The sequence below is a fragment of the Chryseobacterium sp. CH25 genome, from assembly GCF_004119455.1.
GTDB lineage: Bacteria > Bacteroidota > Bacteroidia > Flavobacteriales > Weeksellaceae > Chryseobacterium.
The window spans coordinates 123933-148759 of record NZ_NRQT01000004.1 but is presented as its reverse complement, the minus strand read 5'-3'; the positions used below and the strand labels follow the sequence as shown (position 1 = coordinate 148759).

The window sequence follows — 24827 nt, the reverse complement described above, 5'->3', positions numbered from 1 at the left end:
GTACCTTTATAATGTTCATTAAAAACAACATAAAATGAGTACGATCAATTCAAAATTCGACAAAATTTTAAATACTTCTGACCAGTTTGGAAAAATAAACCACGAACCAGACTCAAGCAAAGAAGTTCAGATTAACACCCCTGAAAAGACAATGCCTTTTTCAGACCAGATCGGAAACTATCAGAGAAATAAAGGAATTCCTTTACAGTCTTACGAAAACAGCAAAATCTATATTGTAGGAAGCGGAATTGCAGGAATGTCTGCAGCTTACTATTTCATCCGTGACGGCCATGTTCCCGGTAAAAACATCATTTTCTTAGATCAACTTTCCGTAGAAGGCGGCTCTCTGGACGGGGCCGGAAATGCAAAAGACGGGTATATCATCCGTGGCGGACGTGAAATGGATATGACTTACGAAAATTTATGGGATATGTTCCAGGATATTCCTGCTCTGGAATTGCCTGCACCTTACAGCGTTCTGGACGAATACCGTCTTATCAATGACAATGATCCCAACTATTCAAAAGCAAGATTAATACATAATCAGGGACAGATTCAGGATTTCAGCAAATTCGGATTGGAGAAAAAAGATCAGCTGGCTATTGTCAAACTTTTATTGAAGAAAAAAGAGGAACTTGATGACCTCAGTATTGAAGACTACTTCTCAGAATCATTCCTGAACAGTAATTTCTGGTTCTTCTGGCGTTCTATGTTCGCTTTTGAAAACTGGCACAGCCTACTGGAATTGAAACTGTACATGCACAGATTCCTTCACGCTATTGATGGAATGAAAGACTTCTCATGCCTTGTATTCCCTAAATACAATCAATATGACACCTTTGTTACGCCTTTAAAAGACTTTTTAGTGGCGAAAGGAGTACAGATTCAGTTTGATACCTTAGTAAAAGATCTTGATGTTCATATCAATACAGAAGGAAAAACAGTAGAAGGAATCATTACTGAACAAAACGGAGAAGAAGTAAGAATCCCAATCGGTAAAGATGACTATGTGATTGTAACTACCGGATCCATGACGGAAAGTACTTTCTATGGTGATAATACTACTGTTCCTGAAGTAACCATAGATAATAGCAGTGCGGGTCAGAGTGCAGGATGGAAATTATGGAAGAATCTGGCAGCCAAATCTGAAGTCTTTGGAAAACCTGAGAAATTCTGTAGTCATATTGAAAAGTCTTCATGGGAATCTGCTACGTTAACATGCCGTCCATCTGCATTTACAGAGAAATTAAAAGAATTATGTGTGAATGATCCTTATTCCGGGAAAACAGCAACAGGTGGTATCATCACGATTACAGACTCCAATTGGGTAATGAGCTTCACCTGCAACAGACAGCCTCATTTCCCTACCCAACCGGATGATATCCTTGTAGTATGGGTATATGCCCTACTGATGGATAAAGAAGGAAATCATGTTAAAAAAACGATGCCTGAATGTACCGGAAATGAGATTCTTGCAGAATTATGCCATCATCTTGGAATGACAGATCAATTGGATAATGTTATTGAAAATACAATCGTCCGTACTGCATTTATGCCTTATATTACCTCTATGTTTATGCCAAGAGCCCAGGGAGACCGTCCAAGAGTAGTTCCTGAAGGCTGTACTAATTTAGGACTGGTTGGGCAATTCGTAGAAACCAATAATGACGTGGTATTTACCATGGAAAGCTCTGTAAGAACAGCAAGAATAGCAGTATATAACCTTCTTAACCTCAACAAACAGGTTCCGGATATTAATCCGTTACAATATGATATCCGACATTTATTAAAAGCTACCCAGGCCTTAAATGACTATAAACCGTTCCTTGGAGAAGGTATCCTAAGAAAAATTCTGAAAAATACTTACTTTGAACATATATTGGTTGACCGCCCTGAAGAAAAAGAGGAACATGAATCTTTCTTTATGGAACAGGTTGGAAAGTTCCAGGAATGGATTAAAGGAGTAAAGGGTTAGAATACTTTTAATGTTGGATAACCTAAAGATTTTTATCACTACGATTTATGTAAATAAAAAACAGGACTTATTTCTAAGTCCTGTTTTTTGTTTTATAGATTCCTGAAAATTATTCAGGCTTATAAGAATCTTTTAAAGTTACAGTACGGTTGAATACCATTGTAGCATCCGTAGAATCCTGATCTTTTGTAAAGTATCCGATTCTTTGGAACTGTAGAGGTTCTCCAACAGCAACATCTTTTAAACTTGGCTCAGCAAAACCTTGAACTGTAGTTACAGATTCAGGGTTGATGAAGTTTAAGAAGTCTACATCTTTTTCAGCATCCGGTTGTTCTACCGTAAATAGTTGGTTGTAAATTCTTACTTCAACAGGGATCGCATGTTTAGCAGATACCCAATGAAGTGTTCCTTTTACTTTTCTTAAACTCTCTTCTGTTCCGCTTCCAGACTTACTTTTCTCATCGTAAGTAGCATAAATAGTCGTGATTTCACCATTTTCATCCTTCTCTACTCTTTCAGCTTTGATGATGTATGCTGATTTTAAACGAACTTCACCTCCTAATTTCAGTCTGAAGAATTTATTATTAGCTTCTTCTTTGAAGTCTTCACGCTCAATATATAACTCTCTTGAGAATGGAATTTCTCTGGTACCAGCATTCTCCTGTTCAGGATTGTTTTCTGTTTCTACCCATTCTTCTTTATCTTCAGGATAGTTTTCAATCACTAATTTTACAGGATCTACTACGGTCATTACACGCTTAGCCACCTTATTCAAGTCTTCACGTACACAGAAATCAAGCAACTGGATCTCGATAAGATTTTCTCTTTTCGCAACTCCTACTTTATCAATAAAGTTTCTGATAGCAGTTGGCGTAAAACCTTTTCTTCTCATCCCGGAAATGGTTGGCATTCTTGGATCATCCCATCCTGTTACCACTCCTTCAGCCACCAATCTCTGTAACTTTCTTTTAGAAGTAATCATATAGGAAACATTCATCCTTGCAAATTCTCTTTGCTTGTTTTTAACCTTTCCTTCTTCATAAACCTGATCTAAATACCAATTGTACAACGGTCTATGGTTTTCAAATTCCAAAGAACAAAGCGAGTGCGAAATTTGCTCAATATAATCAGATTCACCATGTGCCCAGTCGTACATTGGATAAATTTTCCATGCAGTTCCTGTTCTGTGGTGAGGTTTATTCAAAATTCTGTACATAACAGGGTCACGCATATTCATGTTAGGTGAAACCATGTCGATTTTTGCACGTAGAGACATTGAACCACTTTCAAATTCTCCGTTTTTCATTCTTTCGAATAAATCTAAAGATTCTTCAACAGGACGGTTTCTATATGGAGATTCAATTCCTGGTTCTGTAGGATTTTTTCTTTGCTCAGTAATCACTTCAGATGGTTGCTCATCTACATAAGCTTTTCCTTCTTTAATTAATTGTACTGCCCAATCGTAAAGCTGCTGGAAGTAATCGGATGCGTACAAAACTTTATCCCATTTAAAACCTAACCATTCAACATCTTTCATGATAGAATCTACGAATTCCTGCTCTTCTTTTTCAGGATTCGTATCGTCGAAACGAAGGTTTACAGGAGCATTGTATTTTTCACCCAGACCAAAGTTGATGCAGATGGCTTTTGTATGCCCTACATGCAGGTAACCGTTTGGCTCAGGCGGAAAACGGAAACGGATCTGATCTTTATTCAAACCGTTTGCCAGATCATCTTCAATAATTTGCTCAATAAAATTGAGTGATTTTTTTCTTCTTCCATTAAATTAGCTTTTGTTTTATAGCAAAAAAAGTGGTACAAAGTTACGGAAAAATAAGCGTTTTTGAAAATGATAATTTTTAAGCATTATGCATTGTAATTCAGTATTTTTCATTAATTTAGGAAAAGCTAAAACCATCGTACCAAATTATTGCCTATGGCTGTTTATATCTTAAGCAATCGGAAAATCGTCCGTCATAAAGGCGAAAAAGTAGATTCTTTTTCCAATGACGAATATTCAATTCCTAACTTCAGAATTGCAAAATGTGATTTTGATAACTATAAGGAACCTACTGCTGCGGCCAAAAAGAAAAAAGACTATACCAACAGAAATATTCTGAATTACAAGCTCTTCTCCGAACCTGAAAAACAAGGATATGAAGAAGTTCTGGAAGTTTTATTGAAAGAAAAAGGCATCAAAGAGTCCACACTTACAGCCAATAATCTGGGCGGAACTCAAAAACTATTCTACGAACTGTACAAAAATATGTCTGCCACCAAGGACAGAAGTGATGTACTGATATTCATCCATGGTTATCTGTATGATTTTGATGACGAACTGAAGGCCATGATTGACCTTAAAAAGCTATTCATTGATAATCCGGCATCTCCTGTTGAGCATATTTTATTTGTAAGCTGGCCAGCTTCCGGCAGTATTATTCCATTGAGTTATTTTGATGACAAGGCATCAAGCATTAATTCCGGAACATCATTGCTGAGACTGTTTTATTTTTATACCCAGTTTTTAAAAGATATTTTCTCTAACCGTGATCTTGTTCCTTGCAACCAGAGAATTCATATTATGGCTCATTCTATGGGAAACAGGGTTCTTCAGAGTATGCTGTACAGTCTTAAAAGAGAAAATATCCTCAGAGTAATCGATCAGGTGATTCTCCTTAATGCCGATGTTTCTTATAAAGTATTTGAAGACACAGAAGATTCTTTCAATAAATTACCACTGCTTGCCAACCGGATATCTATTTATCTGAACAGACAAGATTTGATTCTGGGAGTCTCACAATTCACCAAAAACATTCTTACTCCAAGACTGGGCAAAAACGGACCGAGTGATATTACTCCTTATAAAGATATTGTATCTATCATAGACTGTACTTTTGTGAAAGATGATGTATTAAGCAGTTTCAAATTTGAAGTTGGAAATCATTGGGGATACCTTTCCAGTTCACAGGTACAGAATGATATTTTTCAGAATTTATATGGTATAGATAGAAATCTTATCAGTAATAGAACAAAAAATAACGAAAATATTTTCACAATTATTTCTTAATGATTAATTAAAAAAATCCTATAAAAACAGACCTATGTTAAAGTTACCTGAGACCTTCTAAATGGCATAATGATTGCCAATTCAAATAACAGAGAATTACAATTTTTTATCATGGAAAAAATAAAAAAAAGGTTTTCTTATATTTTAACGTATATAAAGAAAGCCATTTTCGTAAAAGATGTGATTTAAATTAATAATAACTTAAAAAAAAACGATTAATTATCCGATCCTAAAATTACTTTATCCTTTAAATCCCGCTGAACTAAACTTAATTCCTACAACTACTTTGCAGGGATTTTTCTTCATTGCTAGATATTATAAATAATAAGTGATACATTTCAACTTTCACTTTTATCATATTGATACACAACCTCTATGATTCTGTTAAAAATCAATAAAATAATTCACCAGGTATTGTATAATTTAAAATGATTTTAGATATTTACTTATCAAACAAATTAAAACATTTAACAATGAAAAATCTTAGAAAATTAAACACTGGAGAATTAAAAAAGATTAATGGGGGAAGACCGCCGCTTGGATGCAACAACTGGGATCCGGAAGAAGCATGCTGCAGATCATGGGCATCAGGATACTGCGGTGGAAAAACCTGCCCTAGTTCACCACCACCATTATGCTAGTTATTATTTAACTTCTATGTTTTGAACCAAAGCGATTCATTTCTGAATAGCAATCAGGCTCAGAACAATCATCTATAAAGCTCCAATGCCTAAACTTTGTGGCATTGGACTTTTTATTAAATACCTCTGACAGTCGCTACACTACCGATTGTCGCACACCAAATTTATCTATTAATCAAAACTAAATATCAATCATGAAAAATCTAAGAAAGCTGGAAAAAAGAGCATTAAAAAAATTAATGGCGGAGATATCCCGGAAATTCCAATAGGCTGTGACAGATGGGATTTTAGAGCCAGATGCTGTAAAGAATGGGATGCTGAGCATTCAGGTAACAGAACCTGTTAATATCTTACATATTTGAACTTTTAAAGGATTATGAAAGTATTCCTATTCTGTAACTTTCAGCCTTTATCTATTTAAAAATCAATCAAAAGCAGTATCAAATATGGAAAATTTAAGAAAACTAGAAAAAAGAGAATTGAAAACTATAAATGGGGGGAATATTCCAGTGGTGCCTATAGGTTGCAACATCTGGGATGCCAGAGCCAGATGTTGCAAAGAATGGGATCGGGAATACTCAGATCGCCCAATTTGCTAGTTATTCTTTTATATTTTGAACCACAATAACTCATTTCTGAGATCTAAGCTGGATTCAAAATTATTCTCAAATAAAGCTCCGGTGCCTAAACCTTGAGGCATTGGGCTTTTTTTTGTGAAAGTATATTGTGCAATAGCATTTAAACCGATATTGCTTTCTAATGCTGAAGTAATCCACCAGCCAATACTCTGCTCTTCTGCAAGAGCAATCCACTCATCAGAACCTTCAAAACCACCAATTAAAGCAGGTTTCAAAATGATATATTGTGGCTTTACGGTTTCTAAAAGTCTTTTCTTTTCTTCATGATCTGTAATCCCTATCAATTCTTCATCCAACGCAATAGGTGTAGGAGTAATGGAGCATAGTTCCGCCATATCACTCCAGTTTCCTGCTTTAATAGGCTGTTCGATAGAATGAATATGTAAATCTGCCAACTGTTGCAGAACTGTTACAGCCTCTTCTTTACTGAATCCGCCATTGGCATCTACACGAAGTTCAAGCTGATCTTTTGAGAATTTTTCTCTTAATTTCTGAAGAATAACATGCTCAGACTTCCAGTCAACACCAATTTTTAATTTGATGCAATGGAATCCTTTATCCAGCTTATCCTGGATCTGTTCTTCCATATACCCAACATCCCCCATCCAGATTAACCCATTGATTGTGATGGCAGATTTTCCTTCGGTAAATTCACTTGGAAAATAAAGATTCTCTCCAAATTTCAGATTTTGAACTGCCTGTTCATATCCAAACCAAATGGATGGGAAATCTTTTAATTCTTCTTTCAGAAACTCCGGACTCTGGTGAATGTTTTCACAAAGCCATTTCAGTTTCTCTTCGTAATCCGGTCTGTCATCAAAACTCAACCCTCTGAAGATAGCACACTCTCCCATTCCTTTCTTTTCATTATCTGAAATTTCCAGGATGAAGGTCTCTTTATCAAGCAAAACGCCGCGAGATGTTCCACTCGGGCGTTTGAATTCTAATACATATTTAAAATAGGATGCTTTCATTATTTTACGCTGTCAATACGCATAAATTCTTCTGCTTTCTCCACCATATCGATGCTTCCGCAGAAGAACGGAATTCTCTGGTGAAGTTCTGTAGGTTCTACTTCCAGAATTCTTCTGAAACCATCCGTAGCTTTTCCACCTGCCTGTTCTGCAAGGAAAGCCATTGGGTTGCATTCGTATAATAATCTTAATTTACCGTTTGGAGCCTGGGAATAAGACGGATAAATATAGATTCCACCTTTCAGCATATTTCTATGGAAATCGGCTACCAGAGAACCGATATATCTGGAAGTATAAGGACGGTCTCCTTCTTCCATCTGGCAATATTTAAGGTAGTTTTTTACTCCCTGAGGGAATTTAATATAGTTTCCTTCGTTAATGGAATAAATCTTTCCTGTTTTTGGGAAAGTCATATTAGGATGAGAAAGATAGTATGTTCCTAAAGACGGATCCAATGTAAATCCGTTTACTCCATTTCCTGTTGTATAAACAATCATGGTAGAAGAACCGTAAATTACGTATCCAGCTGCGATCTGATTAACTCCTTTCTGTAAGAAATCTTCAAGCTGCACAGGAGTTCCCGGTTCTGTAACTCTTCTGTAGATAGAGAAAATAGTTCCTACGGAAACATTCACATCAATGTTTGAAGACCCATCCAAAGGATCAATCAACACTACATATTTACTTAAGTGACCGTTTTCTCCACATTTAATATCAATAAAATCATCATTTTCCTCAGAAGCAATACCACAAACAACCTCTCTTTGAGATAGAGCTGTAATAAAAATCTCGTTAGCAATTACATCTAATTTCTGCTGCTCTTCTCCCTGAACATTCTGGTTTCCTGCAGCTCCTGTAATATCTACAATTCCAGCTTTATTTACTTCTCTGTTAACCACTTTCGAAGCCAATCTTATTGCACTTAGAAGACGAGAAAATTCACCTGTTGAATACTGAAAATCGTCCTGTTTATCGATAAGAAATTCTCCTAAAGTCTGTAATGGTTGATTTGACATATTTTTCTTTTTACTTTTCCCCCAAATTTCGGAAAATTTATTGCATTAAGAAAATTTAATTACAAAAGAGATTACATACTGTATATCAATACAATACACATAAAACAAAACATAATATTAAATGTAGGCTTATGATTACAGCTCCCATTTCGTTATCCCAGACTGTTGAAAAATTCAGATTATTTATTTTAACATGGAGCGTTTAAAAATAAATATCAAATAAAAGTATGGGATAAATAGGGATTCTTCATAGAACTTAATCCACTCTGTTCCTGCATTCAACCATTATCAAATCTTATATTCAGAGGTATTTTAAGGAAATCTTAATTCTCCGTTATCTCCAGCCTATTTCATATCTCGCTGTAAATTTATAATTTTGTCCTCCGTAAAAAACTCATGTAATTTTTATCTAACAATTTTATTTTTAACAATTTAATGAAAATTTTCAAGTTTGGTGGCGCGTCTGTGAAAGATGCTGACAGTGTGAAAAATGTGTCCATGGTTCTAAAAAGCCAGGGATTTGCCAAATGTTTGCTGGTAATTTCAGCAATGGGCAAAACGACCAATGAGTTGGAAAAAGTTGTAGAACTTTATTTCAAGAAGGACAACTATCAAGCTGAGATTGAAAAGATAAAACGAAAACACATTGAGATTGCGGAGGGTCTTTTTCCAGAAAATCATGCGGTTTTTGCTGAAATCAATCTCTTTTTTGACGATATTGATTCTTTCTTAAGAAGAAACAAATCTCCTAATTACAACTTCGTGTATGACCAGGTGGTAAGCTGTGGAGAAATGATTTCTACTAAAATCGTAAGTGAGTATCTGAATGAGATTCAATTTACCAATCAGTGGCTGGATGCCAGAGACTATGTTAAAACTGATAATTCATACAGAGAAGGAACGGTAGACTGGGCAAGAACTGAAGAGTTTATTTCCCATTTAAATCCTGAAATCTGCTATGTAACACAAGGTTTCATTGGTTCGGATGACAATAACTTTACAGTAACATTGGGAAGAGAAGGTTCTGACTACTCTGCTGCCATTTTTGCGTATTGTTTAAATGCTGAAGCGATGACAATCTGGAAGGATGTTCCTGGAGTAATGACGGGAGATCCGAGAAAATTCAGTGATGTATCTCTGCTTTCCAATATCTCTTATGAAGAGGCTATTGAAATGGCTTATTACGGTGCAAGTGTTATTCACCCAAAAACATTACAACCACTACAACAAAAAGACATTCCTTTTTATGTAAAATCCTTTGTAGATCCTACTAAGGAAGGAACTAAAGTAGGAGCTTCAGACAAGAATCAGCAGGAGGAATCTTACATCCTTAAGGAAAATCAGGAGCTTTTAAAGATCTCTACAAGAGACTTCTCTTTTATTGCAGAAGATCATATGAGCCTGATATTTGGATATTTATCTAAATATAAGATTAAGGTTTCCCTAATGCAGAATTCTGCCATTTCACTGGCTTTGTGTCTGGAAGATAAATTTAATCACCTTGACGAGCTCAACGAAGAGCTTCAAAAAATTTTTAAAACCGAAGCAATTAAAAATGTATCTTTATTCACAGTAAGAAATGCGAAGATGGATCACATTGATAAATTTTACCATGAAAAAAATGTATTATTGGAACAAATTTCCAAGAATACTCTTCAATGGTAACACAATAATATTAATTGCGACTAAACACACATGAGTTTAATTTCGAAAAACGATCTGATCAAAGCTTCCGGCTTAAGTAAAATTGGGTTCCTAAAGAACCCAGTAGCATCTGCTGTGATGAGCATTGCTAAAATAAATGAAGTAAATAAATTATACGACAAATTAAAAGATAAGGAAGGCAAAGACTTTTTCGACTCATTTGTGAGAGAAAGAAACCTAAGCTATGTAGCTTTTGAAGAGGATTTGGCAAAAATTCCGAAGACAGGACCGTTTGTTCTTGTTTCCAATCACCCACTAGGTGCTATTGACGGAATTCTAATGTGCAAGATCTTATCAGAGGTTCGTCCGGATTTTAAGGTAATGGGAAATTTCCTTTTGGAAAAGATCAAACCTATGGAACCGTACGTAATCGCTGTAAATCCTTTTGAAAACAGAAAAGAAGCTTACAGCAGTGCTTCAGGAATGCGTGAAACGCTCAAGCATTTACAGGATGGAGGCTGCGTAGGTATTTTTCCGGCGGGAGAAGTTTCTAACAAAAACAATCCTTATGGAGAAATCTTAGATAAAGAATGGGAAAAAACGGCACTTAAGCTAATAAGAATGGCTAAAGTGCCCGTTGTTCCTATGTATTTTCATGCCAAAAACAGCAGACTTTTTTATCAGGTAGCTAAACTTCACCCAAGTTTACAAACGCTGATGCTTCCTGCAGAAATGATGAATGATAGAGAGAAACCTATCAGAATCAGGATTGGAAAACCCATCTCTGTAAAAGCTATGGATGAGATGGAAACTATTGAGGAACTGGGAGAATTTTTGAAACGTAAGGTTTATATGATGAAGTCTTACTATGAAAAAAGAAAATCTCTGGCTCAAAGCATCAATCTTCAGAATCTGTCTGTTAAATTCCCTTTATTAAAAGAGGAAAATATTGTTCAGAATATCATTGATGAAACTCCAGTTGAAGATATTATGAAAGATGTTGACAAACTTAGGGGAACTGACAAGATGTTGTTTAGCAACGGAAACTACGAGATTTACTTTACTACCTATGAAGAGATCCCTTCAATTATGAGGGAAATCGGACGTCAACGAGAGTTAACTTTCCGCGCAGTAGGTGAAGGAAGTAATCTTCCGTTTGACCTTGACGAGTACGACAAACATTATCACCACCTTTTCCTATGGGATAATGCTGAGAAAAAGCTAGCCGGAGCATACAGAATGGCACTGGGTAGAGAGGTGATGAAGAAATACGGTATCAAAGGCTTTTATACAAGCTCTTTATTTGAGTTTGAACAGGACATTCACCCTTTCTTTAAGAAGGTAATTGAAATGGGCCGTGCTTACATCTGCCAGGAATACCAACAGAAGCCACTTCCGCTTTTCCTTTTATGGAGAGGTATTGTGCATGTATGCCTGAGAAATCCTGACCATAAATTCCTGATGGGAGGAGTAAGTATTTCCAATAAGTTCTCTGAGTTCTCCAAATCTCTGATGATTGAATTTATGCGTTCCAATTATTTTGACTCTGCAGTAGCTCAGTATATCACTCCGAGAAATGAATACAAGGTAAAACTTCGTGATAGGGATAAAAGTCTTTTCTTTGAGGAAATGGAGTCTGATCTTAACAAACTGGATAAGATTATTGATGATCTTGAACCTGAACTGAGACTTCCTGTTCTGATTAAAAAATACATCAAGCAAAATGCTAAAGTAATTGCTTTCAACGTTGACCCGAATTTTAATGATGCGATTGACGGATTGATGTACATCAGAATCAGTGATCTTCCGGAAAGCACGATTAAACCGGTATTGGAAGAGATGAGTGAGCAGATCAGAAAGGAGCAGGAAAATAATCCAACTGATAATCAATAAGTTTTTAGTTTTAATCGAAAAAAGCACGATGAATACTTGCTTTGTATACTAAAACTTACTACTTTTGCATCACTTTAAAACAACGAAGTAAGTCAAACAAAAATATAATGGTTTCTTAGCTCAGTTGGTAGAGCAATGGATTGAAAATCCATGTGTCCCTGGTTCGATTCCTGGAGAAACCACTTTAAAACCTCTGATTAGTCAGAGGTTTTTTGTTTTTTATACTTTGAAAATATAACCAAAAAATTCCCATTAAACCTCTTCTCATCTAATTATGAGTTTGTGTTTTTAAATTATCGGTTGATACCACTGGGTTTAAAAATTAGGAACAACAGGTTCTGCATGGGTATAATAATATATTTCATCCTCAGAAAGTCCCATTTCCTCGAAGAAATTACCTGCAGCCCTAAAGAATTGAGAAGCAGTATAGCTAAAATCATTACTAAAAAGGAAGTCATTTACATATACCAATTCCAGTTCGCCGTCTTCTCCCAATCTAAAAAGAATTTCAGCATCTTTATCAAATACAGCTTCAGGATCTCCCCACGGGATAGGCTTATTTCCGAACTTATAGACTTTGATACCACCTTTTACCTGGTGAGTAAGACTATCAAGAGTAATGGCCGCTATTTTATTATCATCAGCATCTAAAACTATTTTTGAATAGGTAGATTCCTGCTTCAGATTGTTATACAACTTACAATCCCAAATTGTATAGCCATTACTTACCTGCTTATTATCCTGAAGCGTCCACTTCAGGTTTTGTCCCAATGCAATAAGCACCTCAGGAACATTTTCTTCCGGTGATATATAATAAATCCCACCCCAAAGCTGATGTTCTATGTAGGTTTCTACTTTCTTTAAAGCATTATTAATCCATATATGCTTTCTATAATTCCCCAGCTCCAACGCCTCTTCTTCAGTAAGAAACTGATTATCATCATTGGTAAAAAAATCATTTTTGCGCTCATTTCATAAGTTTTTTATGATAAACCTGTTATCTGTAATTTTTCCAACCTATAAAATGATTTCAGTATAATTCTGGTTGATAAAATTATTGAAAGCTAATGCTTTTTTCGTCATTTTCAAAATTCTTTACATTCGTATAGAAGCTATTCATTCTAAATATTTTGAAGGAAATATTCAGCTTTTGAAAAATTGTTCTCGGTATTGATGGAATGGTTAAAGCAGATACAACAGCAAGAAGCTCAGAAAAGATAAAAGGTATAATGATGCACTATCACTGTCAACCTATCTAATTCTTCAGCCAGTTCAGGCATTCTGCAATCTGCATTTTACTGATAAAAACCTCATCACTTACTTCGGGCTTGGGAGAAAGTTTCAATTCCACTTTCTGGCTTGAATGTTTGATGATCTCCGTAATTGCCTCTTTATTGATGATAAACTTTCGGCTCACTTTAAAGAAAACCTGAGGATTCAGTTTCTGGATAATATCCTTGATGGTATCATCATAAATATAAGTCTGATTATCCATCGTAGTAAGGAAAAGATATTTTCCGGAAGCAAAGAAATAGGCCGTGTTCTGTTCATCTACAGATTTCAGCTTGTTGCCTTCTCTTACCATAAAACGCTTCATCATTTCAGTATCTTCTCCCTGACGTAATGTGGAAATGGATTTCAATAAAGGCTCGGGGTCAAAGTTATTTCTGATGGAAACAAATTTCTGTAATGCCTGATGAAGATCTTCTTCTTCAAAAGGTTTCAGCACATAATCTATCGTGAAATGCTTGAAAACCCGCATTGCATATTCATCAAAGGCTGTAATAAAGATGATAGGGGTAAAAAGTTCTACCTGCTCGAAAATTTCAAGGCTCATTCCGTCACCAAGATGAATATCCATAAAAATAAGATCGGCAGAATCATTTTCAAAGAAGTCTATTGCCTTTTTTTTGGAACGAAGAACTACTATTTCCGTCACAGGAATGATGTTTTGCTTATCTAAAAGATCTTTCAGATAATTAACAGCCAGCAGCTCATCTTCAATAATGGCAATTTTCATACTGCAAAAGTACAAAAAAACCGCTAGAACGGTTAAATTCTAGCGGTTTCAGGGGTTGTTAATATGAAGTGTTCTATAAATTAGGATTATTCTTCTTCGCACTCATTGGATATTCTATTGTATATCTCGGGTCATTCTTCTGAAGAATATAGTCCTTACCGTTAATGGTATGTTTAATTTCTTTCTGGTTAGCTCTTCTCAGATCAAACCATCTGTGTCCTTCTACCGCAAACTCTCTGGATCTTTCATCCAGGATAAAAGTCATGAAATCTGCAGCATTCATAGGTGTTATTGTATTCTGAACAGCAGTATATCCTTCAGGAGTATATCTGTTTTTAAGAACCTTGGACAAGGTTACTTTTGCTTCATCAAGTTTGTTCAGCTTCAGAAGTGCTTCAGATTTTATGAAATACATTTCAGTAGTTCTGAAGGATACTTTAAATTCTGAACTTCCCTTTTTAATGATTTTATACTGGCTTCCATTTTTTTCAAAATAGAGTTTAAATCTTTTATCTGTAGTCGTATTGAATTTTGACATCAGCTCAGAAGACGCAAAAGATAAGTTCTGTGCAGCACTGTCAAACGCATCATCCAAAGCCATAATAGATTCTACAGCCATATAATGATGAGGAAGTGTACTGCTTGTATTCAAATCAACAAGATCTCCTTTTATCGCTAATGCCTGTTCTGCATAATACAGCGCATTATTCCAGTCATTTTGATAAAGAGCAGTTCTTGCCTGTAAAGCTGTTAATGCAATCTTTGAGAATCTGTAATTGATTCCGGCAGTCTGCTTCTGCTCTACCATAAGACCTTCTGCTTTTTTCATATCTTCATGAATAAGGTCATAAACAGCCTGTACACTGGAAGGCTTCAATACTGCTTCAATATCCATTTCAAGACTTATAGGAACTCCTCTGTCTGTAGAAGCTGTAGCGCTGTTATATGGCTTTGCATACAGATTCACCAAATCAAAATAGGTGTAAGCACGCAAAGCATAGGCTTCAGCAAGAATCTGTCTCTTTTCCGGAGAGTCTGCCATTGTTTTGCTTCCTTCATTAATAATCTGATTCAGATAAAAATCACTGAATAAAACTTCACCCATGGAAATTCTATAGTTGCGGAGTCATTGTTTGCATCTTTCCACATTGCAACCTCTCGGTATACATTAAATTCATTTATATTTTCATTAATGTTTACCTCATCGGTACGAAGCACTGATAAAGATTTGTGATTAGGATATTTTGCATATGCTGAGGTAAGAACTTTACGGTAATCTTCAACAGAAGTTGGGATTACTTTTCCTTCTGGCTGAATATCCAGAAATCTGTCACATCCTACAGTGGTAAAGCTGATAACGGCTAATGCTATAATAGTTGTTATTTTTTTCATTTTTTCAAGTTTTAAAAAGAAACATTAAATCCTACTGTAACCGATTTCGCAATAGGCTGTGCATAAATATTACCATACGTTTCCGGATCAAAGAATCCTTTGTACCCATTACTGAATACAAACAGGTTACGTCCTTCCACACTTAATCTAAGACTGTTGATTCCCATAGGAACCGTAAATTCTTTTGGTAATGTATACCCAAGACGAATACTGCTTATTCTCAGATAACTTACTTCTTTAGCCCATATATCAAGCAATCCGTAAGTATTGGAACGGTTACCCGCAAACCACTTATTAGCCATCCATCCATTTGGATTTGCATCCATATCCGGACTTGTAATTCCTGGCAAAGCACCTCCTGCTTCGTAAATATCTCTTGTGTAATTTCTTCCTCTATCCAGCTCCATTCCTCTGTAAGACGGGCTACGCATCACGGTCTGTTTAAAGTTGAATGTTGCAGCAATAGTAAGGTCAAAATTCTTCACCTTAAAGTTATTGATGATACCTCCTGTAAACTTAGGATCTCTGTCTCCTACATACGTAAACAGGTTTCTCATCTCCTCATTGGTTAATTTTGTATCTACGAACTGCCCCGGAAGGAAGTCTGCATATACATCAAAAAGCTTAAAGAATTCTTCAGCAGATACTTTTTCATTTCCTTTCCAGAACAATGGGTTCCCATAGGCATCCATTCCAGCAGTTTTTAAAGCAAACACTGCATTTACAGGAAGCCCTTCTCTGGATGGAAGAAACGCATTGTCACGAGGCTGCTCACTTAATACATTACTCTTGTTGTGGGCAAAGTTGATGGTTGTAGACCACTTAAAGTTTTCGTTGTCGATATTTCTGGTAGATAAAGCCAATTCAAAACCTTTATTGGTAAGACTTCCCCAGTTCATCATCGTATATTCAAATCCTGACTCAAGCGGAGTTTCTTTCATACTGATCATATCTGTTCCTTTTCTACTGTACACATCGGCAGTAAGGTTGATACGGTTTTTGAATAATCCCAGATCAAGACCAAAGTTCACGTTGGTTGTTTTTTCCCAACGAAGTTTATCATTTGGCGGGCTGATCACGTTGATTACATCTTCTCTCATTCCCGGAAGAATATTGGTATAATTGTATTCACCAATAAAGAATGGTGAAGTATTACGGTCAATATTTCCCTGAAGACCATAAGAAGCTCTCAGCCTAAGGTTAGAAACAGGAGTGATATTCTGAATAAAGTTCTCCTTCGTTACCAGCCATGAACCGGAAACAGCCCATATCGGAAGATATTTATACTTTTTGTTTACCCCAAATAAATTGGTACCATCGTATCTTACACTTCCGAAGAAAGTATATTTCTGATCGTAAGTATAGGAAGCAGTAGCAAACATAGAGGCATAAGCATTCTCTACCGGCGGCATTTCACGGTAAGTTTCATACTTCTTTTCAGCAGCAAAATTGGCACTTGGGAACGCAATAGGAGTAGCGGTTCTTGTATTTTTATTATACCCAAAAGCTCTTGTAAGCGTGGTATTATCTTCTGTCTTACGAAGCTCTGTTCCTGCCATCAAATCAATTTCATGTACAGAATTGATTTTGGTGTTATAAGTTCCCTGTAATTTCCAGTTGTATTGGAAGAAATCATTATCCCAGTTTTGCTTGATGTCTCCTGCAGGAAGGAAATATTTATATCCGCCATCTTTATAATAACGGGTACCTTCCTTCATTTTTCTGGTAAAATAGGTCTCTTGTCCGGCATATTTTTCCGTCTTGTTGGTATCATACTGAATTCCTAATTGAGACGTGAATTTCAGGTTTTTTGAAACTTTATATTCTAAGTCTAAAATAGCCTTTAAGGAATGGTTTTTCAAGGTATAACTTGTATTCTGTCTTTCTTCAAGGAAGTTGAAAGGAACATAAGTATCTGCAAAACCATCAATATCTTTATCATATCTGTAGCTTCCATCCGGATTGAACGGATTCATGTACGGATTGGCATTTCTTGAATAATTAATCGGGCTTGCAGCAGCATCTGCATCCGTCATAAATGATTCTTTCTCACTCTGAGTCCCGAAAACAGAGATCCCAGCCGTTAACTTATCACTTAACTTATAATTATTCTTTAAAGTAAGGTTATAACGCTTAAACCCTGTACCAATAGTGGTTCCCTCTTCATCATAATACCCTAAGGAGAAGTAGTAATCTGAAGTTTCTCCACCTCCGGAAATACTTACCCCATATTGTTTATTGATGGCATTTCTGTACAGCAGTTTTCCCCAATCGGTTGTATTATTTCTTAATCCATTGATTTGATTAAGCGTTAATGGAGTTAAAGCATCAAGACCACCCTTTCTAAAATCATTAAGCTGGTTGTTTTGAGTTAAAATTCTCATCACCTCCCCTTTATCTGCACGGTAAGTAAGATCTGCACGCTTGGCAAGCATTAATTCAAGATCTACTTTTTCTGATGCATTCATCAGGTTTAATTTTTCAAAATCAGGACGGGCTGTTACGAAAGTATCTGCAGAGAAATTGACTCTCATCGTTCCTTTCTTTCCTTTTTTCGTCGTGATGGAAATTACCCCGTTAGCTGCTCTTGCTCCATAAATTGCCGTTGCAGCAGCATCTTTCAGAATGGTAATATCTTCAATATCATTCGGGTTCAGTCCTGCAATGGAGAAGTTCTGAAGCTGATCGATATTATCTTTATCACTGAAGTTAGGCACATCGTTTCCTTCTAATGGAAGACCATCAATTACCCATAGCGGATCCTGTGGGCCAGACAAAGAAGCTGTTCCACGGATTCTGATTTTTGCAGGTCCACCTGGAGATCCCGTTTCCGGAGTCACCACTACCCCGGCAATCTGTCCGGATAGCATCTGGTCTACACTCGCTACCCCGGCCTGGTTGATATTATCCATTTTTACTGTAGCAACTGCAGAGGTCTGCTTACGTTTTTCAATCTTCTGATATCCGGTAATGATAACTTCCTGAATTTTGTTTTTATCTGAAACTTCAGGAACCAGTCTTACGGTATAATTGGTTTTATCTTCATTGATCAGAATAGTGCGGGATTCATACCCTGGAAAACTTACCATGATAGATTTCGTACCTACCGGAATTTCCAATATAAATTTTCCGTCTTTATCGGCTACTGTACCTACTGATACACTTTCGATAATGCCATCCAAATCGGTTTTCGTAGAAACCGACTGAGCTTCTATTTTTATGGATGCTCCTGCAATTACGCTGGAAGTATTACCGTCTTCTATCTTTCCTGTAATGGTCTTTTTTTCCTGAGCCAACGCAACCTGGGCAGCTAAAAGAGGTAAAAGGATTAGAGTTTTTTTCATTGCTGTTTATTTGTTTAAAGCCTCTTCAATACGAATAATTAAGTCTGTATAATGCGCTCTTGAAGCGTCATCACCTCTGTATCTGGTGTTGTTCAGTATATTCAGAACTTTCTGCAGTTCTGCTCTCTTATACGTCGTAACTTCAGACACTCTCTTCATGGATGAATAATTGATGTTTCTTAGGTTTTTACCTTCTTCATGATAGTTGCAGATCATTGGCATATTTAATGTCTGATCTGTTTTCAATGTTTTTACGGCTGTTTTTTCGAATAATTTGTTCACCGAAACAATCAATGCATCCACGTAATTTTTCTGCGCCATTTTCTCAAGCATCGTGAGGCTTCCTTTCTTATTAAAAATAGCTGTTCTCACCTGTTCAAACAGGTTTTCAACGGTATAAATTTCCTCTTTGGAACCTGAAACTTCATGCTTTAACTCGTTCTCAAGAAGTCTAAGCAATCTGTCGTCCATAAACAGGGAATAGATATTGGCATACTGCATTCCTCTCGCCAGGGTATATGGCGTCTGTTCAAACGGTCCCATTGGTGAATTTTTCACCGAATATGTTTTCTCAGTAATCGGATTAAAGAATAACCATTCCGGAAGGTGGATTGAATTTTTAACCAAATAATCAACCGCTCTTCTCTGGGTTTCAGCAGGAACTGCTTCATAGGCTTTTTTCTTGTTTCCAAAAACGGTATTGTTCAGATAGATTCCACCTACATTTGCCATTACATGACCTGTATACAAATCCCACTGTCCAATTACACCCATATATAATTTACCTGCATCCGTATAATCTTTACCGTCTTCATACGTCCATTTTAAAAGATTATTGGCAACCACTTTCAGGTTTTTCATTCCGTATTCGCTGGCTTTCATCGCATCATCACCCAAATCTTCCGACTGCGAGCGAGGATCTATGGTTTCAAGGTAGCTCTGTTGCTCACCATAGAAATACAAAGGATCATCTTCGTGCTTATCGATCAGATTTTTTAATGCTTTTTTCTCAACAAATTCATCCGGATACCAACGGTACCCCCATTCAATAGCATGTTTATCATAGATTCCGATCTTTGGAGTGATGGCTGTAACTCCGTCTTCCGGCTGTGCTACGTAGTTGTAACGTGCGTAATCCATGATAGAAGGTGCAGTTCCTCCCATTTTATCTGTAAACTCTTTAGAACGAAGAGATTCTACAGGAAATGCAAAGGAAGATCCCATATTGTGCTTCAATCCGAAAGTATGCCCTACTTCATGAGAGGATACAAAACGAATAGCCTCACCCATATATTCATCACTGAATTTATTTCCTCTTGCTCTGGAATCGATAGGTCCTATCTGAATTCTCATCCATTCCTGAAGAGAAGTCATTACATTATGCCACCAGATGATATCTGCTTCAATGATCTCACCACTTCTCGGGTCTACCACTGAAGGTCCCATCGCATTAGATTTCGGAGAAGCCGCATAAGTAATCACAGAATACCTTACATCATCAATATCGAAATCTTCATCTTTCTCATCCGGCATCTTAGCAATCACTGCATTCTTGAAACCAGCCTGCTCAAAAGCAACCTGCCAGTCATGAACTCCTGCAATGATTTTCTCACGCCATTGTTTTGGTGTTGAAGGATCTATATAATAAACAATCTGTTTTTTAGGTTCTACCAGTTCACCTCTCAGATATTTTTCTTTGTCTTCATCTTTAGGCTCCAGATTCCAACGGGTGATGAAAAATTTCTCATCCATTTTCTGCTGCTGATCGTTAAAAGACCAGTGCTTTTCGCTGAAAAATCCTACTCTTGCATCTGCAATTCTTGGTTTCATAGGAACTTTAGGAAGCAATACAAGGTTGCTGGTTACTCCCAATGTTACCGGTAAATCTACTCCACCTTCATTCACTGAAGTGCTTAACTGAGATTTAACCACAAGGTTTTCAGGGAATGTTTTTACTCCTTCAATAAAGGAAAGACTTGATTTTACTGATCCGCCAAGGCCAACATTCGCCAACACATCATTAAAGCTTTTCTGATTTCCGTCAAAAACCTTATTCACTTTAATGGCTACCGAAGTAGAGTCACTGTTTTGAGCTTCAATATCAAAAACTTCAATGACAGATCCTGAAAAGTTATCTTTAACAGATTTTGTAATGGCATCATTTTTAGGAGAAGATACCTTAGCTTCAGAAGTTCTTACCCACACTTTTTTGGCAACGCTGTCTTTATAAAAAGAAATAATTTTATTTTCATAATTCATTCCCTTGTTCAGACCAGCCTCATTTACCTGTAATGGTACCTGAGACAGCTTGTTCACTACCAAAAACTGGCGTCCCATTAAGCTGTCCGGAATTTCAAAATAAAGATCTGTTTTTACCTGAATGGTATTGAAGATTCCTTTTTTATACGTTCCTTTCTTAATCAGTTCGTCAATTTTCTTTGTTTTCTTTGATGATGAAAGATCTGCTTTTTCAGTTTTGTCCTTGGTCGTTTTTACAGTATCTTTTTTCTGTGCCAGAACAGCCGGCGATGCCATAGCTAATCCCAGATACAGCGCAAGTCTGTAATTCTTCATTAAAATAGTCCGATTCATTCCAAATAGTAAATATCTTAGTTTCAGTTGGCAAAGCTATAGGTATAGTGAATTATATAGGGTGTTTTAGGGAGTGAAAGGTCATTATTCGGGAGTGAATGGATTTTTCCATTTTATTTCATTAATGGCAAAAAACATATAAAGTTTTCACCATCTACAGAAATATGAAGCGGATTTTCTCTAAAATACTCATAAACCTGATTCAAATAGTCAATTCCGAATTTTTCTCCCTGTACACCTTCCGTTTTGGGCTGATAGGTATTCTTTACCGTGATCCCTTTCTCTTCTACTTCTATTGTAATTTCCAGAGGTTGATCTATGGTCGCAACATTATGTTTTATAGCATTTTCCGTTACAATCTGAAGGGATAAGTAAGGAATTCTTTTCTTTAAACTTTCAGTATCTTTTATAATAAGCTGGAAAACCAACTCCTCATCAAACCTGCTTTTCAGAAGCTCCATATATTTCTGAATAAAATCAATTTCTTTGGAAACAGGCACAATATTTTCCTTTGGCGGAACAATCAGATACCTGTAGATCTTGGAAAGGTTCATCGTAAATTTCTGAGCGTTCTCTTTATTAATTCCAATCAACATATATAAAGAGTTCAGAGAATTGAACAGAAAATGTGGATTGATATTATTCTTGAGCTGCTGCAGCTGGTTAATTACTTCAGCTTTGTGCATTTTCTCATTTTCAATCAACAGAAGATTTTTTTCAGACTGTATTTTTTCTTTTTCCTTATAAGCCATACTGGTAGACCGCTGAAACAGAATAAAAACAGTAACAATCATAAACAAGGCAGCCAGAAATATATACACCGTATACGCTTTTACTTTATTGATATTCTCATCTGTAATAAAGTTGACATAATTAACCACTGCATACCCATCAAAATTATCCGTTTTCAGAGGTTTTATAAATCGGGTAACTTCCATCGCCAGATATTCTGAATTGGCAAGTCCTTCTGTATACCCTGCTTTTACTGTATTACACAAAGTATCTTTTGCTTTAATATCTGTAAAATTGAAACATTCTTCCCGATGTACTTTTTTTCAGGATGGGTAATACAGATGCCTTCTTTGGTAAAGACATAAGCATAGGTATTGGAACTTTTATCTACATTGGTAAAATATTGATGAAGATCATCCAGGCTTACGGTAGAGCCATAATACAGAACATTTTTCTGAGGTAACACAAGAGAATCATAACTTACCCAGAACATACTGTCTTTACGACTTATTAAAAGATCTTTAAAATGCCCGGAACCTGTATTTTTTATAGCAACAGACCCTTTTTCATTATTCCTGTCTTTGAAAACACTGGACAAAGGATTATTACTTTCGTATTTCCCTGTTTTATTATTGTCGTAATAATACCAACTGTAGGTTAAGAGGTTTCTTTTTTTATTTAAATCATTCAAAACCAAAGAATAATCTCTATAGTTTTTCAATCCGTCTTTTTGGATCAGCTCACGAAGCAGGTACTGATAATCTTCAATATTCCTGAATTCACTTTCTACGGATTCATATTTCCTGAAAAAGGTTTTTTTCGCAAAATCTTCATTATTCTTACGGTTATCTTCTGCAATTAAATGACTTAAAACAGCAAAAGCCACTACTGCAATTAAGCAGGTGGATAGTGCAGCAACATAAATAGATTTTCGGGATAAGGCGTGTTTAAAATTAATACTCAATTTCTTCTGCATCTTTATTTCCACAAAAGAAAACCCGGCAATACCTGAAGTAAAGCCTATATTTTCACGATCTTTTTTGTGGATAAATTATTAGTTTGCAAAGATATAACAAAGATCTCAGGACCATTGAGTGAATTAAAATTATCTTAAATTTCGCTCTGAATATAACCTGTGAATGGTAAAAAATTCAAGTGAAAAATCTTTTTCTTTATGAAAAAGTAAAAACTGCCACCAATATGACAGTTTTAAAACTTTAAGAAATTCAGCGCTTTTACAGTTTTTTTAATAATTCTTCCGCATTCAGAACCGTAGCAAATTCCTCATTTAGATTAGCTAATGCCATGAGGTGAACCAATTCCGCATCATATTTTTCTCCCTGTATTCCTACCCTGTCAAATGCTGCAGTGGCATCCGAAATAACATAGGTTTCATATCCAAAATTCCCAGCCATTCTTGTTGTTGTAGAGACACAGTGATTGGTGGTAATTCCTAATATAACCAAAGTATTTATGTTCTGATCATCCAGTCTTTCCTTCAGGTCTGTTCCGATAAAAGCACTGTTTACATTTTTAGTAATAATATCTTCGCCATGCTGAGGTAAGACATATTCATTAAATTCAAATCCAGGATCAGTCTCATGCAATTTAGATTGAGGATTGGTTGAGCTATGTCTAATGTGAAATATTGGTAAATTCAGTTCCCGCCATTGTTTCAGTATTTTTCCGCTTATTACTTCTGCATCTTTATTATTTCTGTTTCCACCCCAATAGTCTTCATCAAGAAATCCTTTTTGAATATCTATTAGGATTAAAGCCGGTCTTTTTTCTCTTAAATTCATTTGTTTTTATTCTTATTTAAATAATTTATTCATCAAAAACTCTTTGTATTCATCTGTTAAAGGACATTCAAAAAGATCAAATACATGGACTGCTCCAGGAATCACCCACAACTCTGTAGCAACTCCAGCCTGATATAATAACTGAGAGTATTCAATCCCTTCATCTCTTAAAGGATCAAGCTCACAAGCCACAATCGTAGTTTGAGGCAGCCTAGCAAAATTACGATAATGCGTCAGATCCGAATAGGTAACACTTTTATCTTTATTCTCTTTCCCCAGAAAATGCTGCCATGCTATTTCAGCATATCTTCTGTTCCATAACGGTGAATCTGTAAATTCCTGCATAGAAGGGCTATTCAATCCATTATGAATAACCGGATATAATAGAAACTGATGCTTTATATTGTTGATATTCTGATCTACAGCCATTTGGGTGACTGATGCAGCCAAATGTCCTCCAGCGCTTGCCCCGGAAATGGTAAGGTTTTCAGGAACAATCCCCAATTGAGTGCCGCCATTATCAATTACCCATTTCAGCGCATCAAAACCATCCAAAACAGGAACAGGAAAAGGATGTTGAGGAGCCAGTCTGTAATCTACTGATATAATAGTTGCTTTCAATCTATCTGCTATTTCAAACATCTGGATATCAACCTGCTCCGGCAAACCAAAAACATAGCCGCCACCATGAAAATAAACCAGAGTTTTATTTCTGTCAAATTTTTCTGGCTGATAAATATGTAAACGTATTTTCTCATCATCCACTGAACTTGAAATAAAAATATCTTTCACCTTAATATGATCCGGTTGCTGAACAGGATGGTTTTTTATAAATTCCATCCTTTCCTTCTGAACTTCTTCGGGAGCATTCAAAAATAAATTTTCATCGAGTTCCAGTGAATACGGAACGCTTTCCATACTCGCTCTAAGTTCTTTATTAATTCTATTTAAATCCATAACATTACCATATAAAAAATCTATAATAAAAGTCTACGAAAAAAGGATATACACCCTATATTTCCTGTTTTATTTGTAAATTTAAATCATCGATACTGTAGCCTGCAAGTATGCAACAGATTGTATGAAGCGAACAAAAA

General features: G+C 36.1%; 19 protein-coding genes and 1 tRNA gene. 7 read left to right on the top strand and 13 right to left on the bottom strand.

Translation table 11 applies throughout. The features are described 5' to 3' along the window. Positions 1–34 precede the first annotated feature (34 nt). A complete protein-coding gene (locus BOQ64_RS11420) occupies positions 35–1975 on the top strand; it encodes an oleate hydratase (RefSeq protein WP_129055355.1) in 1941 nt (646 codons plus the stop codon). A 109-nt stretch (positions 1976–2084) separates the two neighbouring features. Here the strand turns inward: BOQ64_RS11420 and BOQ64_RS11415 are convergent, their stop codons facing one another. Further along, complete coding sequence (locus BOQ64_RS11415; RefSeq protein WP_129055353.1) at positions 2085–3728, bottom strand: glutamine--tRNA ligase/YqeY domain fusion protein; 1644 nt, start codon at positions 3726–3728, stop codon at positions 2085–2087. A gap of 183 nt (positions 3729–3911) precedes the next feature. Here BOQ64_RS11415 and BOQ64_RS11410 point away from each other — a divergent pair, with 183 nt between their 5' ends. The 3 genes from BOQ64_RS11410 to BOQ64_RS24860 all read left to right on the top strand — a co-directional run bounded on the left by BOQ64_RS11410 (position 3912) and on the right by BOQ64_RS24860 (position 6282). After that, positions 3912–5042: an alpha/beta hydrolase gene (locus BOQ64_RS11410; protein ID WP_129055351.1), complete on the top strand. Its 1131-nt coding sequence runs from the start codon at positions 3912–3914 to the stop codon at positions 5040–5042. 473 nt (positions 5043–5515) lie between these two features. Further along, positions 5516–5683, top strand: coding sequence for a bacteriocin-like protein (locus BOQ64_RS23085; protein ID WP_164975793.1), 168 nt, complete (start codon positions 5516–5518; stop codon positions 5681–5683). A 446-nt stretch (positions 5684–6129) separates the two neighbouring features. Continuing rightward, positions 6130–6282, top strand: coding sequence for a bacteriocin-like protein (locus tag BOQ64_RS24860; RefSeq protein WP_410494440.1), 153 nt, complete (start codon positions 6130–6132; stop codon positions 6280–6282). Positions 6283–6290: 8 nt separating this feature from the next. On the opposite strand, the gene BOQ64_RS11405 is transcribed toward BOQ64_RS24860, so the two are convergent. Together BOQ64_RS11405 and fbp are read right to left on the bottom strand one after the other, a co-directional pair. Next, complete coding sequence (locus BOQ64_RS11405) at positions 6291–7295, bottom strand: o-succinylbenzoate synthase (RefSeq protein ID WP_129055349.1); 1005 nt, start codon at positions 7293–7295, stop codon at positions 6291–6293. After that, complete coding sequence (gene fbp / locus BOQ64_RS11400) at positions 7295–8311, bottom strand: class 1 fructose-bisphosphatase (RefSeq protein ID WP_045499772.1); 1017 nt, start codon at positions 8309–8311, stop codon at positions 7295–7297. The genes BOQ64_RS11405 and fbp overlap by 1 nt, the downstream gene beginning before the upstream one ends. A 435-nt stretch (positions 8312–8746) precedes the next feature. Here fbp and BOQ64_RS11395 point away from each other — a divergent pair, with 435 nt between their 5' ends. The 3 genes from BOQ64_RS11395 to BOQ64_RS11385 all read left to right on the top strand — a co-directional run bounded on the left by BOQ64_RS11395 (position 8747) and on the right by BOQ64_RS11385 (position 12030). Next, the gene (locus tag BOQ64_RS11395; protein WP_129055348.1) at positions 8747–9976 is read left to right on the top strand and encodes an aspartate kinase; all 1230 of its coding nucleotides are present in this window, start codon (positions 8747–8749) and stop codon (positions 9974–9976) included. A 30-nt stretch (positions 9977–10006) separates the two neighbouring features. Then, a complete protein-coding gene (locus tag BOQ64_RS11390) occupies positions 10007–11848 on the top strand; it encodes a lysophospholipid acyltransferase family protein (RefSeq protein ID WP_129055346.1) in 1842 nt (613 codons plus the stop codon). 109 nt (positions 11849–11957) lie between these two features. Further along, positions 11958–12030 (top strand) — tRNA-Phe (locus tag BOQ64_RS11385). Between the two features lie 133 nt (positions 12031–12163). Here the strand turns inward: BOQ64_RS11385 and BOQ64_RS11380 are convergent. The 10 genes from BOQ64_RS11380 to BOQ64_RS11345 all read right to left on the bottom strand — a co-directional run bounded on the left by BOQ64_RS11380 (position 12164) and on the right by BOQ64_RS11345 (position 24687). Further along, entirely contained in the window at positions 12164–12757 is a 594-nt protein-coding gene (locus BOQ64_RS11380) for a hypothetical protein (RefSeq protein ID WP_129055344.1), read from the bottom strand. 346 nt (positions 12758–13103) lie between these two features. Further along, positions 13104–13868, bottom strand: a complete 765-nt coding sequence (locus tag BOQ64_RS11375; protein ID WP_129055342.1) for a LytR/AlgR family response regulator transcription factor — start codon at positions 13866–13868, stop codon at positions 13104–13106. A 73-nt stretch (positions 13869–13941) separates the two neighbouring features. After that, entirely contained in the window at positions 13942–14973 is a 1032-nt protein-coding gene (locus BOQ64_RS24855) for a RagB/SusD family nutrient uptake outer membrane protein (RefSeq protein WP_410494439.1), read from the bottom strand. After that, entirely contained in the window at positions 14940–15260 is a 321-nt protein-coding gene (locus tag BOQ64_RS24850; protein WP_410494438.1) for a hypothetical protein, read from the bottom strand. The genes BOQ64_RS24855 and BOQ64_RS24850 overlap by 34 nt, the downstream gene beginning before the upstream one ends. Positions 15261–15271: 11 nt before the next feature. Continuing rightward, positions 15272–18604: a SusC/RagA family TonB-linked outer membrane protein gene (locus BOQ64_RS11365; protein ID WP_129055340.1), complete on the bottom strand. Its 3333-nt coding sequence runs from the start codon at positions 18602–18604 to the stop codon at positions 15272–15274. A gap of 6 nt (positions 18605–18610) precedes the next feature. Next, a complete protein-coding gene (locus tag BOQ64_RS11360) occupies positions 18611–21196 on the bottom strand; it encodes a zinc-dependent metalloprotease (RefSeq protein WP_129055338.1) in 2586 nt (861 codons plus the stop codon). A gap of 113 nt (positions 21197–21309) precedes the next feature. After that, entirely contained in the window at positions 21310–22194 is an 885-nt protein-coding gene (locus BOQ64_RS23875) for a sensor histidine kinase (RefSeq protein ID WP_228448330.1), read from the bottom strand. After that, entirely contained in the window at positions 22179–22904 is a 726-nt protein-coding gene (locus BOQ64_RS23870; RefSeq protein WP_228448329.1) for a hypothetical protein, read from the bottom strand. Before BOQ64_RS23870 ends, BOQ64_RS23875 begins: the two co-directional genes overlap by 16 nt. 259 nt (positions 22905–23163) lie before the next feature. Further along, positions 23164–23730, bottom strand: a complete 567-nt coding sequence (locus BOQ64_RS11350) for a cysteine hydrolase family protein (RefSeq protein WP_129055337.1) — start codon at positions 23728–23730, stop codon at positions 23164–23166. Between the two features lie 12 nt (positions 23731–23742). Further along, the gene (locus BOQ64_RS11345; RefSeq protein ID WP_129055335.1) at positions 23743–24687 is read right to left on the bottom strand and encodes an alpha/beta hydrolase; all 945 of its coding nucleotides are present in this window, start codon (positions 24685–24687) and stop codon (positions 23743–23745) included. Positions 24688–24827 lie beyond the last annotated feature (140 nt).